The organism is Mesorhizobium loti (assembly GCA_014189435.1).
GTDB classification, from domain to species: Bacteria; Pseudomonadota; Alphaproteobacteria; order Rhizobiales; family Rhizobiaceae; genus Mesorhizobium; species Mesorhizobium loti_G.
In genome coordinates this window covers 528,599-544,872 of sequence record CP050295.1, presented here as the reverse complement: position 1 = coordinate 544,872, position 16,274 = coordinate 528,599, and the positions used below count along the sequence as shown (strand labels likewise).

The 16,274-nt window shown below is 58.7% G+C and carries 10 protein-coding genes and 7 pseudogenes; 9 read left to right on the top strand and 8 right to left on the bottom strand.

Annotation, left to right across the window (positions count from 1 at the left end; genetic code table 11):
- The first annotated feature begins 19 nt into the window (after window positions 1-19).
- The 4 genes and pseudogenes from HB777_39620 (at window position 20) to HB777_39605 (ending at window position 2,244) form a co-directional block, all read left to right on the top strand.
- Entirely contained in the window at window positions 20-223 is a 204-nt protein-coding gene (locus tag HB777_39620) for a hypothetical protein (protein ID QND69664.1), read from the top strand.
- Window positions 220-537, top strand: coding sequence for a ferredoxin III, nif-specific (gene fdxB, locus HB777_39615; protein ID QND69663.1), 318 nt, complete (start codon window positions 220-222; stop codon window positions 535-537). Before HB777_39620 ends, fdxB begins: the two co-directional genes overlap by 4 nt.
- 40 nt (window positions 538-577) lie before the next feature.
- Window positions 578-898 (top strand): exopolysaccharide repressor protein, encoded by a 321-nt coding sequence (locus HB777_39610; protein QND69662.1) that lies wholly within the window; start codon window positions 578-580, stop codon window positions 896-898.
- Window positions 899-1,229: 331 nt separating this feature from the next.
- Window positions 1,230-2,244: pseudogene (locus HB777_39605) on the top strand (1-aminocyclopropane-1-carboxylate deaminase).
- 177 nt (window positions 2,245-2,421) lie between these two features.
- Here HB777_39605 and HB777_39600 read toward each other — a convergent pair.
- The 3 genes and pseudogenes from HB777_39600 to HB777_39590 all read right to left on the bottom strand — a co-directional run bounded on the left by HB777_39600 (window position 2,422) and on the right by HB777_39590 (window position 4,896).
- On the bottom strand, window positions 2,422-3,213 hold the full coding sequence (locus HB777_39600) for a class I SAM-dependent methyltransferase (GenBank protein ID QND69661.1): 792 nt from the start codon (window positions 3,211-3,213) through the stop codon (window positions 2,422-2,424).
- A gap of 298 nt (window positions 3,214-3,511) precedes the next feature.
- Window positions 3,512-4,724, bottom strand: a pseudogene (locus HB777_39595) (recombinase family protein).
- Window positions 4,711-4,896 (bottom strand): hypothetical protein, encoded by a 186-nt coding sequence (locus HB777_39590; GenBank protein ID QND69333.1) that lies wholly within the window; start codon window positions 4,894-4,896, stop codon window positions 4,711-4,713. Before HB777_39590 ends, HB777_39595 begins: the two are co-directional and overlap by 14 nt.
- Before the next feature lie 309 nt (window positions 4,897-5,205).
- On the opposite strand from HB777_39590, the pseudogene HB777_39585 reads away from it, so the two are divergent.
- Window positions 5,206-5,448 (top strand): annotated as a pseudogene (locus HB777_39585) (transposase domain-containing protein).
- A 674-nt stretch (window positions 5,449-6,122) separates the two neighbouring features.
- On the opposite strand, the gene HB777_39580 reads toward HB777_39585, so the two are convergent.
- The 3 genes and pseudogenes from HB777_39580 to HB777_39570 all read right to left on the bottom strand — a co-directional run bounded on the left by HB777_39580 (window position 6,123) and on the right by HB777_39570 (window position 10,490).
- Window positions 6,123-8,006 (bottom strand): MBL fold metallo-hydrolase, encoded by a 1,884-nt coding sequence (locus HB777_39580; GenBank protein ID QND69660.1) that lies wholly within the window; start codon window positions 8,004-8,006, stop codon window positions 6,123-6,125.
- Window positions 8,007-8,315: 309 nt separating this feature from the next.
- Window positions 8,316-9,901, bottom strand: a pseudogene (locus tag HB777_39575) (ABC transporter substrate-binding protein).
- A 331-nt stretch (window positions 9,902-10,232) separates the two neighbouring features.
- The gene (locus tag HB777_39570; GenBank protein ID QND69659.1) at window positions 10,233-10,490 is read right to left on the bottom strand and encodes a hypothetical protein; all 258 of its coding nucleotides are present in this window, start codon (window positions 10,488-10,490) and stop codon (window positions 10,233-10,235) included.
- 219 nt (window positions 10,491-10,709) lie between these two features.
- On the opposite strand from HB777_39570, the pseudogene HB777_39565 reads away from it, so the two are divergent.
- From HB777_39565 to HB777_39550, 4 genes and pseudogenes are all read left to right on the top strand, one after another.
- Window positions 10,710-11,280: pseudogene (locus tag HB777_39565) on the top strand (site-specific integrase).
- 498 nt (window positions 11,281-11,778) lie between these two features.
- Complete coding sequence (locus HB777_39560) at window positions 11,779-11,961, top strand: hypothetical protein (GenBank protein QND69658.1); 183 nt, start codon at window positions 11,779-11,781, stop codon at window positions 11,959-11,961.
- Window positions 11,962-12,412: 451 nt separating this feature from the next.
- Window positions 12,413-12,750, top strand: a pseudogene (locus HB777_39555) (helix-turn-helix domain-containing protein).
- 43 nt (window positions 12,751-12,793) lie between these two features.
- Window positions 12,794-12,916 (top strand): annotated as a pseudogene (locus HB777_39550) (type II toxin-antitoxin system HipA family toxin).
- Window positions 12,917-12,942: 26 nt separating this feature from the next.
- Here the strand turns inward: HB777_39550 and HB777_39545 are convergent.
- A complete protein-coding gene (locus HB777_39545) occupies window positions 12,943-14,418 on the bottom strand; it encodes an NAD-dependent succinate-semialdehyde dehydrogenase (GenBank protein QND69657.1) in 1,476 nt (491 codons plus the stop codon).
- A gap of 380 nt (window positions 14,419-14,798) precedes the next feature.
- Entirely contained in the window at window positions 14,799-16,271 is a 1,473-nt protein-coding gene (locus tag HB777_39540) for an insulinase family protein (GenBank protein QND69772.1), read from the bottom strand.
- Window positions 16,272-16,274 lie beyond the last annotated feature (3 nt).

Below are 16,274 nucleotides of genomic sequence, written 5' to 3'. Positions count from 1 at the left end.
CGATTTCGAGGAAGGATTTATGTCAAACCTGGATGAGATGGGCAAGAAAGTCCGAAAGCTTCAGCTGCGCGCGGCAGTTGCCAAGATGAAATTGCGCGACCTTGCAGAGGATCTTCCGGTCCAATGGACTGAGATAGAGGAGGTTGCTGAGAAAGCGTACGCCGTTTTTGCCGAGTTGGATGATGCCAAGAGAGAGCTCGCTGCAATGAAGAATTTACGATGAGGAGCACATTCACCACCCGCGACGGCTCCATATGGCTGCCGGAATATCTGACCGCTATAGATGGCAGGACTTGTATCGGCTGCGGGCGCTGTTTCAAGGTCTGCTCGCGCGAGGTCATGCACCTTTACGGCGTCGATGACGCGGGTGAAATCCTCGGCGTCTGCGACGGCGAAGACGAGGATTTCGACGGCGAGCTCAATCGCATGATCATGGTTGTCGATCATGCCGGCCGCTGCATTGGCTGCGGAGCCTGCGGCCGCGTCTGCCCGAAGAACTGCCAAACCCATGTTGCGGCCGACGAGCTCGCTGAATGAGCAGCAATGATTTGACGAGACGAAAACCAGGAGAACGGCGTTGCCCTTTAGAATCTTTTGTGCCGTGTTTGTGCTGGTCCTGTGCGGCAATGCTGTGACTGTCTACTTCGCCTCGCATTCCATCCGTCTAGCAGTTGTCACGACGCTGGCCTGTTCACTGCTCCTTCAGGTGGGCTATTTCGCAAGCGTGCTCTTTCTGGTCTGGCGGTCTGGCTGCGCTAGCAGAGCTGGCCAAAGGACTGAGCATTTCAGTAGTTGCAAGGAAGTTCGATCCCAGCCGGCAGACCATGATGAGGTGAGGAATGACTCTTCAGATGCGCCTCAACTCGTTCCGATGGGCAGCATGTCGCCGCTCCGTTGAGGCGCAGTGGAAGATCAGAACTCAGATTCACGCCACTTTGGATCAACCAGGGACATCGAGCTGACCGTCCAAGAATAGGTGCTTGAAATGAGCTGAGGTGACCGCATCCTGGGCCGTCGAACGGCGGGAGATGCAGCTGTTTGGGTTCCGTAAGCACAGGAGCCGCCGCAGCACGCCGGCATGCGGGTGGCTTTGTCTCGATGACGAACGCGGCGCTGGAAAGAAAAATGGGAGCCTTCTGCAACGTCCGACGACGCAGCTGGCTCCAAATCAAAAGCCCATGTGCGAGGGCGGAGCTGGTTCAGCTCAGTCACGTGTTGCTGGAGAGAATATGCTGGAAAAGTTCGAACGCTATCCGCTCACATTTGGACCCACACCCATCGAGAAGCTCGACCGCCTCGGCAAGCATCTGGGAGGAAAGGTTGAAATCTACGCCAAGCGCGAGGACTGCAATTCCGGTCTCGCTTTCGGCGGGAAACAAGCTGCGCAAGCTCGAATACGTCATTCCCGACGCGATCGCGTCAGATGCCGATACGCTCGTCACCATCGGGGGCGTGCAGTCCAACCACACGCGCATGGTCGCCGCGGTCGCCGCCAAGATCGGCATGAAATGTCTCCTGGTTCAGGAGAGCTGGGTACCACATGAGGATGCCGTCTACGACCGGGTCGGCAACATTCTCTTGAGCCGCATCATGGGAGCAGAGGTGCGCCTGGTCGACGATGGCTTTGACATCGGTATCCGCCGCAGTTGGGAAAAAGCGCTCTATGAGGTCAAGGCGAGGGGCGGCAGACCCTACGCGATACCAGCCGGGGCGTCTGTTCACCCGAAAGGAGGCCTCGGCTATGTGGGGTTCGCGGAGGAGGTGCGCGCCCAGGAGAAACAGCTTGGGTTTGCCTTCGACTACATTGTCGTTTGCACTGTCACCGGTTCAACGCATGCCGGGATGCTCGTCGGGTTCGCCGAGGACGGTCGACAGCGCAACGTGATCGGTATCGATGCCTCTGCCATCCCCGCTAAGACCAAGGCGCAGGTGCTAAGCATTGCCCAACATACAGCGATGCTCGTCGAGCTCGAAACGGAACTCGTCGAGGATGACGTGGTGTTGCTCGAGGAGTACGCGCACCCGAGTTATGGGATTCCGTCCGAGGGAACGAAGGAGGCGATCCGCCTGTGTGCGCGTCTCGAGGGTATGATTACCGATCCCGTCTACGAGGGCAAATCGATGCAAGGGATGATCGACCTCGTCCAGAAAGGCTTCTTTCCAGAGGGGTCGAGGGTCCTCTACGCGCATCTCGGCGGCGCGCCGGCGATCAACGGGTACGGTTACACCTTTCGCAACGGCTGACGCTCGACAGATTGCGGTTGCGCCGTCCTGCCGTGCCGATGCGCTCAAAGTTCGTTCGAGGCCGTTTAGCCGGCTCTCTGGCCCAGAGGATGCCGGCATTCTGAGGCGGTCGCGCGGCCGTCCCGTGCATGCGGAGGCAGCTCGCAGCTCGGGCTGGGGCTCATTGCGGAAAATCTGTCAGCTATGGTCCCTCAGATTATCGCCGCGCTCTTGGCCGGTCGGAACTGAGCGCCCACAGGCTTTCGGCCCCAAGCCTGGAAGGATGCGCGGGCAAGACATTGTGGTATCAAGCCGCGCAGCAAAGGCGTCGAGCTCGGATGTGACACGACCGACCTCGTCGCTGGTGGCGATACCCGATAACGTCAGTGCGTTAGCGATTGCCGAGAAAGTAAGCATCGGAACCTGCTTGACGTCCCCTTGTCGGCCGTATGGCTGCGTCAGTGCTGAGTCGACATCCGCGAACCCGACGCCTTCAAGGAGGCGGACAAGCCTGCGCCCGATGAAAGGATCGGCGCCGCGCCGACGGGCCGCTTCGACGTAGAGCTCGGCGTAGCGGTCGAAAGCCGGGCAGGGTGGATCGCAGAACTGACTGCCGTGGTCGATGTCCTCAGTAACGATCGCGCCGCCTGGCAGGAGCGCCTCCCATGCCCGTTCGAGGAGTCGTTCAGGATCGGCGAGATGCGTGAGCAAGAAGCGGACATGAACCAGCGCGGCTCCGTCCGCCGGCCAGGGATGGAGTATGTTCGCGTTATGAAACTCTATATTGCCGATGCCGCGCGCGGCGGCTTCTTCGCGCGCCAGCACAAGCTTGCTTTCGTCGAAGTTAATGCCGACGACGCGGCCATTAGCCCCGACCCGCTGCGCCAACTCGAAGCTTACATCTCCGCCCGCGCAGCCGGCGTCGATCACGGTGAAATCCGAAAGCGGCTCGAAGCGATCGAGCAGCGATTGCGTTGAAGGCGCCAGCACGCGCGAAATGACGGCAAGGCGCGCCCGGCCCTCTTTACCTCCTTTGATGATGTAGGAGGGGAGGTAACCGGGGCAGGTTATCCGCAGCGATTGATCCGTGATTCCTTGTCGCGAGGAGGATTCGGGCGATGGGATCAGCGGTACGGACTATTCGGCTGCGGCGCTTCGGCGACTGGCGAAGGTGGCGAATGACGTCAACCAGAGCAGGCGCTTGTTGTCGGTTGCTGCGGCCATGGACGGGATGAGCCGGGAAGATGCTGCACGGATCGGCGGCATGGACCGCCAGACGCTGCTGCGCACGGTCAGCTTCCATTGCGGCCTCGATCGCCATTGGCGTCACGGCCCTCAATATCTCTTTGCCGATGGCAGGGTCGATGCGAGATGCGCCAAAAGTCATGCATCGTGGCTTGGCCAGCATCTGGTTGATACGTTCGCAGCGGTAATAGGGATGACCCGGAGGCCGGCCCGAATAGACAACGCCCAACCGCCTTCCACATCGGCCGCACGTGAGCAGGCCCGCGAGCAGCGCCCGGCCGCCACGACCCGACTTGATGCCGCCTTTCTGTCCAAAGGCATTGACGGCGATATGGCTCTGGTTCCTCTCAAACTCACTCCAATCGATATAGCCTTCATGATGATCCTGGAGCAGCACTTCCCACGTTCCAAAGGGCTTGTCGTGGCCGTAGCTTTTGCGAGCCCTGCCATCGACAATCTCCGTTCGCTTCTCGCTTTTACCATAGACGTAGACCCCGGCGTAGAATGGGTTCTTCAGGATCGAAATAACACTTCGATAGCGAACCGGCACCCAGTCGAAGGACACCGTTTTGCGCCCGTCAGAAGGACGGGGAAAATGGAAATTATCAGCCGTCAGCGAAATCAGCACCTGACGGGCGCTGCCAAGCTCGCGGAAGCGCGAAAAGATGAGGCGGATCGCCTGCTGTACCCGAAGATCAGGATCAAGCCCCAGACCGTATTCACGATGCCAGATATAGCCGATCGGAACACTGAGGCGCAGTTCCCCCCGCCGCGCTTTGGCGCGAGCCGCGTCAAGCATGCGCGTTCGCAAAATGCCGAGCTCGAACTCGCTGATACTGCCCTTCATGCCCAACAACAATCGATCGTTCGGCCGACAGGGATCGTACACCCCGTCGAGATCTATGACGCGCGCTTCAACCAGGCCGCACAGTTCCAGGAGATGGTGCCAATCCCGACCATTGCGAGAAAGGCGCGATGCGTCGAGACAGAGCACTGCGCCAATTTTGCCCGTGCACAGGCCGCTGACCAGTCGTTCGAAACCAGGGCGGTCTACAGCACCGCTGGCGGTACGACCAAGGTCATCGTCGATCACATCGACATCACGGAAACCCCAGCGGCGCGCAACATCCACAAAGTTCATATTGTCGCCGCTGGCTTTCCAGGTTGTTCTGGACCTGACCGGGGGTCGACTGTCGAACGTAGACCACAGCTTTGCGCTTCAGCACCGTCGCTGGAAGGAGATCATTGCCCGTCATCGCTCGTCTCCTTCGTCGCGACGCCGGCCGCGGCCATCAGGAGGGTCGCCAGCCTGGCGACAACAACGCTTCGTTCCGGGTCGCTCAGGCCTCGCATCTGCGGCGTATCGAGCGGCATGCTCAGCTGCTGGGTCAGCATCGGTAGCGACGAGGGTCGTGGTAGTGCCTTCATGGCGCGCCTCCTGGATGGCCGTGAGTCCATCCGTCGAAGTCTGCCTGAAACCGCGCTCGGTAAGCAGTCTATGAAGCTCTACAAGCCCAATCACCGCAACGCGCGGTTCGCCCGTCTCCATGTCGGCGCAAAACGCCCGATCCAGCATCCACTCCGCCACCTGGATGATCTCACCCGGCCTAATCTCGACCCGAATGATCGCGCCATTGGCCCGGTCCTCGCGACCTTCATGCCGAAAACGACCGCCGTAATATGGATGCCAGCGATAATGAAACTCTATCATCTGCCCGACATGGGCAGAATGACCCTGCGATGGCTCTGGGAAGGCGAAACTGGACCTTCGCCGGTTCCCAGCGCGGCGCCGACCGCGCCGCCGTTATGCTTACCCTCATCACGACGGCACGCCTCAACGACGTCGACCCGAAAGCCTGGCTCGCCGACGTCCTGGCCCGCATTGCCGATCTTCCCGCCTCGCGTCTGCACGAACTACTGCCCTGGGAATGGAAGCGCCTGCGCGATGCCGACAAACCGGTCGATCAGCAGACCGCCTGACCTTCACGCAACGCCATCATAGAGCCTGCCGCGCACGCGCGCGTGTGCCAATCATGCGGCCTTCGTCGTATGCGTACGCTCTATCCTCGCTTTGACCAGCTAATGCAATATCGTCAACCCAACATTAACTGAAATCCCGAGAGGGCTGGCTGCGGTTATCCAGCACGATCCGCTAGGAAGTGTCTAATCCGAAGCAGGACCGATAAGCGGTCTTATGCAGCGAGAAAGCGGTCACGTTTGCCGCTGGCGCCGCAACCAGTTGGCGTGTCCATACGCATGGCCACAATGGCTCTGCTCTGGGGAGATTTGCTCCTGCGGTTTAGGCGCAGGGTCGCGCGGTCGCTCTGCTCGCCGACGATTAGCGAATGTTGTCGAGACCGTCTTGGGTTAAGGCATGTTGAACAGATAGCAGAAACCGTCTCGGCAACGCTAACAAGGGCAACGCGAGCAACGCCATGGGCCACCCGATCAGTGAACGGGAAGGCTTGCCAACATATCCGACAGACGCAAATCGCATCTTGAGACCTTCTTCTCAACCTTCCTCTGCCGCGACTAAATCGTAATCTAGCGCATGTTCTGCCGTCTCAATAATTTCGTCGGTTGGAACCAGCCATGACCGCCTTCTGACCAACTTTCCACGCCAAAGTCTCATCGCCGCGCCCGTCGGAGTCTGGTTAGCAATCCGCGTCCAATAAGGTTGACACGAGGGCTTCGCAGATCGGTCCTTGCGATACACCGTCGATCAGAACTTCAGCGCTGATAAGCCTTCGCCGCGGATCGACCTGAGACGGGGCAGTGGCCCCGAGCATTATCTCACCTCGCTCGCCCGGTTGAAGCATGACGGTTTTAGCTTCTCCATCCGAGGCCCAACCAAATTCCAGTAGTAGGCGCGCGCCATATATAGCAGTGCGTTCCAAGTTGTTGCGAATCCTGACGGTATAGTTTACCTTGCTGCCTGGCCGAACCTCCGAAAAATACGGAAGCATTCGCGCCCAGAATAGATCGATAAAATGGTCTGCTGGTTCATCTACTATATCGCGGAAGGCTGCTTCCTTACGCCTGATGTAGCCTGTGTACTCGTCGATCCTTGCCTGATCCACGGCAATCAACTGTCCGTGCCCCGGGCACACGAGATCAGGATTGATGGACTCTATGACATGCGCGCAACGGCTATGCATGTCCAACTGGAAGCTGTTGCGCATGACGGTACTCTGAACGAGAATATTCCGCTCAATACCGCCCGCCGCAGGATTGAAAAGGAACAAATTGTCTCCACCAAACAAAACTCGCTTGCCGTCTATATGACCCACAATCACCGCGTGGAATTCGGCTTGACCTGGAGCAAAGTAAACCTGAAACTCGAACCCCCTCCACTGAAATGCCTCACCGTCACGCAGAATTCGGTCCACTGCGATAGGTTTGTGAAAACAGCAAGGCGCACTTGCCCACGCAGTAGGGGCGGCGATGATGTCAGCAACACAATCTAGAGCCCAGCACTTCGTGCCAAAATGGCGCTGGAGAAACGGAATACCACACACATGGTCGTCGTGGGCGTGCGTCGGCACCACGAGTTCGATGTCCTGGACCCCGTAGTCCTGACGCAGCTGGTCGATATGATGTTCAACAAAACGCAACGCCTGCATTCCATCCGAATCAGCGCTACAATGGAGATGCCCAGGCGATACCAACCCATAATCAATGAACATTGCGTGGCCGTCACCGCTCAAAACAACATAAAAGTTAGAACAGGTATACGGACCGGCCCACAGGAGATGCTCGGATATGGCCTCCAGCCTGCTCTCGCGTATGAGGTGCGTATCATTGAAATTGTGGTCTCGACCCGAAGTGAACAATCTACCTATGCCAGCAAGGGCGTCGAGTCGTCTCTCAAGCGCCTCAATATCGGCGACCACTTCGGTGATCGGCTCCCCATGCGAAGGATAGGCTTTTTGCACATACTCCTTCTTAAGAGCTAGAATTGACTGCATAGTAAATTCGACGCCTAAAAGGTCACCATAACCATACTCCATAGCGTGGAGCTGGTAAAGTTTTCCGCCTTTCGCTATCAGATCGCCCGTGAACGCGATCTTCATGCCGTCGATAACTGCGACTAGACTGACCATTCCATATGTGTGGCCCTTTGCCGGCAGTACGACAAATTCAAACTCTTTCCAGACGAAGTTACCATAGTCCTCAAGAACGGCGTCGATTTGTATATTGCGGCCAATCGAGAAGAACGTGCTGCTATCATTATAGTTATCGTATATACGTCTAGCCTGCCAATAGGCTTCGGCATTGTCAAATAGGTGGCGCTCATATTCCGGAACGGCAATTTTCGCTCCCGCTCTTTGAAGGCTCGGTGTTCCCCAGCATTGATCCCTGTGGTGATGGGTATGTAGAACCCAATCGATCCGTTCAATTCCGATGGTATGGAGATGCCGCAATATTGAGCCCGATCCTGCGTCAATCAGCAAACAATCGCCGCCGCTCTTCAGAACGTAAACATTGCAGGTGTCCACCAATTTCCAGAGATGCTCTGACAAGCGAACTAAGGTCATTACAGCTCCTTCTCACCCTACTGCCGATAAGCAACCTGTTGGTTGGGCGTAGCAAGATCTCGACTTGATCGGTATCGCAATGGACCTGCCAGTGCTGGCGTAAACTGGCCGGCATTCAGCGGGTATATTGTCAATGACCTAGGTCATCTGGTCCGTGATCTCTTTGCAGCATCTCGGCTACCGAAGAAGTTCAAAGATAAGCATTCGCAAGTGCCGATGGCTTCCGCCCCTGCTGGGAGTCCAATCGTTCAGCGCGTCGCTGACGACGCGCTGAACGATGATCCGACAGAACCTCAGCCCTCCACCACATCACTCATCAGCGAACCACCAGCGTTCTACGCAGCGGAAACCATCAAAATCCCAGTTGGAAGCGAGCTTCTTGTGGCCAACTTTCGTCGAAAGAGCGTTGACGTAGTTAGCGAAGACGGGAATAATTTCGCCCGCATCATCTTTGCAAATGCTCTGCATTTCAGAATACATTTCCAGCCGCTTGGCGTCATCAAGTTCCGATCGGGCAGCCACCAATAGTTCATTGAAGCGGGTGTTTGTCCAATGGCTTTCGTTCCATGCGGCGTGCGCTGCATAACCTTGGGAGAACATCCAGTCGGCGGTTGGCCGGCCCGCCCATTGGCTCATGAAAAGGGTTTTTTCGAAATTGTGTCCCAATAGCCGTCACTTACCTCGCGGACTAGATCAATACTGATGCCGGCTTTGGCTGCATCTTGCTGATAGAGCACTCCAGCGTCGACTGCGCCCGAAAAGGCTGCATCCGAGGTAGACAAGCTTACCTTCAGCTCCGCAACTCCAGCCTTCTTGAGGTGGAACCGAGCCTTGTCCGGGTCGAATTCACGCTGCGGCAGATTCTTGGCGAAAAAGCGATTTGTGGAGGCGATCGGGTGATCGTTGCCAACCTGCCCATACCCGCGGAGCAACTTGTCGAGCAGTTCCTGGCGATTGATCGCGTATTTGAGCGCGAGTCGCACATTTGGGTTATCGAATGGAGCGACATCGCAGACCATGGCCATTGTGTTGTGCTGGGTGCCGGCGACCGACGAAATCTCCAGACCTTTATTCCTCTCCAATAGATGGACCGTGTTCAGGTCGCATTGCTGCATTGCATGGATCTGGCCTGTCGTAAGGGCATTTGTGCGCGCCGTGACATCATGTATGACAAGAGCCTCGAATGAATCAAACCAGGCCGCATCCGACTTCCAGTAGTTTGCGAAACGCTTGGCTGCGCCATTCACGCCGTAGTCGATATGATCGAGTACGTAGCCTCCGGCGCCAACCCCGGAGAAGTCCGCCTTTCCGTCATTCGTAGGACAAATGGGGAGCTGGTAGTTTTCAAGAAGATAGGGAAAATCTGAGTTACCGTCTTTCAGAACAAAGACGACTGTTCCAGGTCCGTCCGCACGGATATCCTCGATCGGTTCAACGGTGACCTTGGCACCCGACTTGGATTGCGCCCCGCGATGGTGATTGATCGAGGCAACAACATCCCCTGCTTCCAAACTCTTGCCATTGTGGAACTCAACCCCCTTCCGCAATTTGAAGGTCCAGGTTTTGGCATCTTTCGATACGTCCCAGGATTCGGCTAGCTCACCGGTAAGATTTCCGTCGGCGTCGATCTGTGTTACATAGCCATGCAGGGTTTTGAGGAACAGTCGCGTGAATGCGGTCGCGGAGATCGCAGGGTCAAGGGAGTCGGATGTGGCGCCGTCGGAGAGGCCGATTTTGAAGTGGCCGCCCTTCTTGGGAGCGGAATCTTGAGCGAACACTGGCAGAATTCCGCTCGACGACGCAATCGCCAAAGCGCCGACGCCAGCTGCGGATTTGAGAATTTGCCTTCTGTTAGGCGTGATGGCTAGGTCCGACTTTTTACCCCATTTGCTCATAGTAGTTCTCCCTGTTTCTTCTAGTTGCAGTGTTGCCGCCAGCCGCGCTCGGCGTGTCGTACTCACTGGGCGACCAAGCGTATTGCCAGGCCCTGGAAGAGGGGTCTGGCATATGCGCGCTCTCGACCGCCACTGCATTCCGGTAGCACATTAGAAAGCGTTGGAAACCTCGCAAAAAGGTAATGCCGCCAATGACTTTATCTGATGGAGAGCGATCGAGCGCCCATCCCGGAATCAAGTCCTCGGGCGGTGTGATCGCGGCGTGCCACCGATGTGGGTGAGAATGGCTGAGATTGATGCCCCTTGGGGGGCATAGTACTCGCTCTGCCGTTCAGCGAGTGTGCCGGGCGAAATTCCAGAATTGGAACACCGCCAAAGGTTCGGTTTGCCAAAGCTGCGCGACGTCACGTGGAAGCGCGCAGGTGGCATTCTCGCATTCGCCGCAGTGACGTTCTCGCGCACCGTTTGAATTGCCTTCCATTGGCGCGGGATTCATCGTCAGTGTCTCGGTGTCCTCGTCAAGCTGCGCCTGCTTGGCCGAACCGGAGCACACCAACGGAAACGGTCGCTCCCACGAATGCCGGCCCATCGTGTACCCTCGGAGCCTCAAACGTCACTAGCGGCCAGCCGCTACTACTCTTCTAGAGCGGTTCATTGATTGATTGAATCGGCTTGGGATTCCCAGTCGGGCGAGTTTGTGATTGAACTAAACCGCTGCCGCGGTAGCTGATGCGCGGGTCTGGCCTGAGGAGGCCCCTGTCTGAGAAGATTTGGTGTCGAGCCAACCTTCCAGACAGGAGAACCCCACATGGCCCAGATAAGCCCTCTGCGTCAGCGGATGATTGAAGATCTGACGATCCGCAATTTGTCACCGGAGACCCAGCGATCCTACGTGCATCACGTGGCGAAGTTCAGTCGATTTTTTGGACGATCACCCGATCAACTGGGATACGAAGAGGTGCGCGCCTATCAGGCCCACTTGGTGGGCCGAAGGGTCGTGGGGCGCGTTGAACCAGACCGTTTGCGCCTTGCGTTTCTTCTACGGCGTGACGCTGGGTCGATCTGATCTGCCTGAGCGGATCGCCAGGTTCCGACGTGTTCCTTTCATGCGTGATGTGGCCCTAGACCCCGGCAGGGCGACGGTGCCTCGCTTATCGGCTCCGCACATGTTGCCTTCGACAGGTGAGAAAGTCTCGGCCCCTGCAATCTTATCACTATCGTGGCTCACTCCCACACCCCGCATGATTGCTGTGTACGCTTCGCCGTGGTCGTCACCTCCCACGCCGCAACACTCGCTACCGGGCGGGCGCTACCCCTTACCCGGGCCGGACTCGCACCGGCTGGAACACGCCAGCTTGGCCTGGCGCACCTCACATTGATTGCCGCGCCGCAGACAGACGTGCAATGATGATGCGCGGGAAAGTTTGACAGCGCTACGCGCCGTCCCCGCATCGACCCGACAGCTCGGTCGAACTAGAGGTCGCACTCGATGCGAGAGCCGTCGCAATCGATCAGGGTGTGCCTAGCGTGCAGCAGGTCCCGGGTGCCCGGCGCTATCTCAAACAGAATCTGCCCGGGGAAAGCTAATTCATGCACCATTCAGCCACGTTCAGCGTTGTCCGATACCCGACCATGTCGGATACGCAACGCAGCATGATCTGATGCATCAGTCATTTTTGAATGCTTTTTTGCTTTGGCACGGTACATGCAAGGTCTACGGCAAAAGGCGTTCGGACTGAGGAGAAGTCGTCTCATTGACCCGAAAAGCCGCTGACTTACGCCACCTCCCAAGGCGTACTCGGCCCGGCAGCGAGCTCAGTCTCCTGCCGGGCATCCGGTTTCAGGGTGGATGTGCCCCTGGTGTTCAGGAGTTGAAGTTGGGCGGCGGCAATGTCCGCGCCGAATGGAATATGAGAAGGCAATCTCCAACCGTCTCGAGTGGGATTTCCGACGGCATTAAGAAGCGCCGGATAGACTCGGCGCCCAGGGGCGAGGAACTCGTCGTCGAGGAGCTTTTGTCCGACGATGCGATGGTGGTATCGGAAAACATCGCCGGTTGAGCGACCGCAGCCGGCGTCTGTTCGACGGGATGATCGCGTCGCGCCGCCCGTGAGCTGGCGCGAGATCTCCATGTCCATCACCGCATGAACAGATCCGCCACGACAACTCCTGCGCCCAATCAGACGCGACGCTCGGCTGCTATTTGTCCGTCGCTGCTGAGATACCCCGCTCGGTTCGGAGGGGGCGCCCCTCGTCACCGAATTCCCGATCGATCGTATCCTGACGGAGACAGATGACCCTTCACTTAGGTCGACAGTCGTCCCAACGAGCCCGCTGACGTGAAAACCACTGCCGCCGCGCGATCGCTGACGTTCGGAATCTCCCGGTCGATGCCATCGCGACGGCGTAAGATCAAACCTTCGCTCCCTGCTGGGACGGCGGCCTTGACGGGCTAGAAGATTGTTACTTTCGTGCGACATATTCCGCAATTTTGTAGTGCGAAGGTCTCAAATGCCAACCCCACACAACCCTCCTGTTGCCGTGCGGCGCGCCATGCGTAAGCTTGGGGCGGACATTCACGATGCGCGTCGACGGCGACGGCTGCCGATGGCGGTCGTGGCCGAGCGCGCCTTCACGTCTCGCTCGACCCTCCAAAGGGTCGAAGCCGGAGACCAACACCGTCAGCATCGGCATTTATGGCCGGCGTCCTGCAGGCGCTCGGCCTGCTAGAGGGCCTGAGTCAAGTCGCCGACATCAGAAACGACAGCGTCGGACAGGCGCTGGCCAGCGCCGATCTGCCTAAGCACGTCCATCTCAGGCCGCCAGTCGCATCATCGTGCGATGACTGACTAGGTGCATATCGATCTGAACGGTCGCATACGCCCGATCGGAATGGCGAGGAGCAATCGCGTCCGAGGCACGGAGGCCATCCTTTTCGAGTATGACGGCGCATGGCTTGAGGACCCGGACCGCTTCTCGCTCGAGCCAGCTCTTGCTCTGACCCGCGGCGCCTTCGGACTGCGAACCGCGCAAGCAGAGCTTCAGATTCCGCCCATGCAAAGGTATTTCATTTCGATGTAATCCTCGAGGCCATGGCGGGAACCCTCACGCCCGATGCCGGACTGCTTGATCCCGCCGAAGGGTGCCGCTTCCGAGGACATGCGTCCGGTGTTGATGCCGACCATGCCATATTCCAGGGCCTCGGCGACACGCCAGACACGCTTCAGGCTTGAGGCATAGAAGTAGGCGGCGAGGCCGTAGATCGTATCGTTGGCCTCACGGACGACCTGATCCGCATCGTCGAAGCGAATGATCGGCGCCAGCGGCCCGAAAGTCTCTTCCCGCGCAACCGCCATCACGCTGGAAATCTCGGTGAGGACCGTTGGTTCGAAAAACGTGCCATCCTTGCCGATGCGATTGCCCCCGCATCGAATTGTGCCACCTTTTTCGACCGCATCCGCGATATGGGATTCGATCTTGGCTAGAGCATGCTTGTCTATGAGCGGTCCGATGTCCACTCCGGCAGCGAAGCCATCGCCGACCGATAGGCGGCGGACTTTCTCAACGAATTTCTCGACGAACTCATCGTGAACGTTCGATTGAACGTAAAGGCGGTTCGCCGACACGCAGGTCTGGCCGGCATTGCGGAACTTCGCCTGGATCGCACCCTCGACCGCAGCGTCGATTTCGGCGTCGTCGAAGACGATGAAAGGTGCATTGCCGCCGAGTTCGAGGCTGACCTTCTTGATCTGGTCCGAGCATTGGCGCATCAGCAGCCGGCCAACCTCGGTCGATCCGGTGAAGCTGATCTTGCGGACCTTGGGATTGGCGCAGAGTTCGCGACCGACCGCGTCGCCTTCGGACGCATAGACCAGGTTGACCACGCCTTCGGGGAAGCCAGCCTGGTGCGCAAGTGCGAACATGGCGCCAGCCACGAGCGGCGTCTGTTCAGCGGGCTTGAGGATGATCGTGCAGCCTGCGGCCAAGGCTGGCGAGATCTTGCGCGCGACCATCGAGGCTGGGAAATTCCATGGCGTGATCGTGCCAACGACGCCGATCGGCTGCTTGATCACCAGCATGCGGCGGTCCGTCGATGGTGCGGAGATCGTCTCGCCATAGATGCGATTGGCCTCCTCGGCGTACCATTGCAGGTACGCCGCAGCATGCGACATCTCCGATTTGGCTTCGGCAAGCGGCTTGCCCATCTCCGCTGTGAGTATAGCGGCGAGATCGTCGGCGTGGTCGATGATCAACTGATGCCAACGCCACAGAACGTCGCTGCGCTCACGTGCGGTCAATCCTGCCCATCCAGGCTGGGCGCCATAGGCCTTGTCGATCGCAGCGCGCGTCTCCTGCACGCCCATGTCGGGAAGCTCTGCCAGCACTTCGCCAGTCGATGGGTTGAGGACCTCAAATGTCCGCTCGCCAATCGGCATGCCAAGTGCTGGCAGGCGATCAATGGGTCCAAACAGGTCGGGGGATCTCAAGTGACGGATCATCGGCAGGCACAGGGGCAATACCGGATTCCTCCTCGACGCAGCGGGTATATGTAGCAGGGTGCGATGTATTCCGCGACGTCCGGGTTCCTTAGGGCCTCAGCCAGGCAGCCGGTAGACCACCGTCCCCAAACTGGAAAGGGAGGATACTTTGAATTCTCTAATCGATGCTCGCGGTTCTCGTTAGGCGAAAAAATCGGAAGTCGGCTTCGCCATCCGCACGCAGTGCATGGAGGGGGCCTGCGCCTTTCAATCTGCGGACCATGATCGGGGTCCTCTACCACCCGAAGAGAAGCTGGCGTGAGGAGGAGCGTGCCACAATCAGGCGAGTAGGCCGCCTGAACCGGCAGATGCCTCGCAAGGGCCCCCAAAACCGCTCGGCGGGCTTTTAAAAAACCCCACTAGCCCACCGAACAGGGTTTCGCTCCCCCATGGGAAGACCTCACAAGGGGAGAAGGAAGGCGAAATGGCGTCCTGGTCTCATCCTTTGCCCCCAGCGGCGGGCCGACGACCATAATGGCGGGCTCGGCCGAAAGCAGCTTCTTCGCCGCAGCCTTGACCTGGTCGAGCGTCACCTGATCGATGAGGGCGGAACGGCGCTGGATGTAGTCGGTGCCGAGATTGTCGAGCTGCAATCCGACGAGCGTGGCTGCAATCGAGCTGGAGGAACCCAGATAGTTGATGGCATAGGCCCCGATCAAATGCTTCTTGCTCGCCTCGAGCTCGGCCTCCGTCGGCCCCTGCTGTGCCATCTGCTTCACCACCTGATGCACGATGCTCAGCGTCTCGGCGGCGCGGTCCGAGCGTGTCGCCGTCCTAACCAGCAGCGCATGAGAATGCTCGTAACCGGCCAGATTAGAGCCGACGCCATAGGCAAGGCCGCGCTTTTCGCGCACCTCCTCCCACAGGCGCGACGTGGAGGGCGAGCCGCCGAGGATATCGTTCATCAGCAGTGCGGCGAAGAAATCCGGCTCACTGCGTCCGACGCCAGGAAAAGCCAATCGCAGCGAGGTCTGCGGAAGCTCGTAGTTCACCTCCACCTGCTGTCCGAGTTTCGCGGCGACATCGGCAACGGGGGAGAGCGTCTGCTTCTCGTGCAAATCGCCGAACAGCTGGTCGAGCTTTTCACTCAGCCTCTTCGCGTCAATGTCGCCAACCACGACAACATGGAGCCCGTCGCGTGCGAAAATGGCTTTGTGGAAGGCGCCGAGATCGGCCGGCCTTATGCCGGCGAGGCTCACTTTGGTACCTTCGTCCGGCCTCGAATAAGGATGCGTGCCGTAGATCGCGCGTAGCCATTTGCGCTGAGCGATCGCATCGGGGTCGGGCTCATTGGCAATGATGCCGGAGACCACCTGGGCGCGGATGCGGTCGACCGGCTTCTGGTCGAAGCGCGGCCTGTTGACCGCGAGCCTGAGCAGATCGAAAGCGGCGTCCTGTTGTTCCGAAAGCATGCGCATCGAGCCATGGATGCCGTCGCGTTGCGCGTCGAAGCTCATCTCGGCGCCGGCATCGTCGAGCTTCACCTGGAAGGCCTCGCTGTCGAGATCGCCGGCGCCCTCGTCGAACAGGCCGGTCATCAGGTGAATGAGCCCCTCCTTGCCGACCGGGTCCTGCGTGGTGCCGCCCTTGAAGACGAAGCGGACCGAGATAATCGGCACCGTATGGTCCTCGACCAGCCAGGCGTTGATTCCCTTTTCAGATTTCACCTCCTGGATGTTCATCGCCGCATGGGCCCTGAGCGCAGGCAGGATGAGGAAGAGGATGGCGAGGAGGAGGATGGCCAGCGGGGTGGCGAGGCGTGCGACGCTGCCTTCTGCCACTGAAAGCGGAAATGGCAGGGCTTGTGCATAGGCGGCACGGTGTTGGTTCATCGT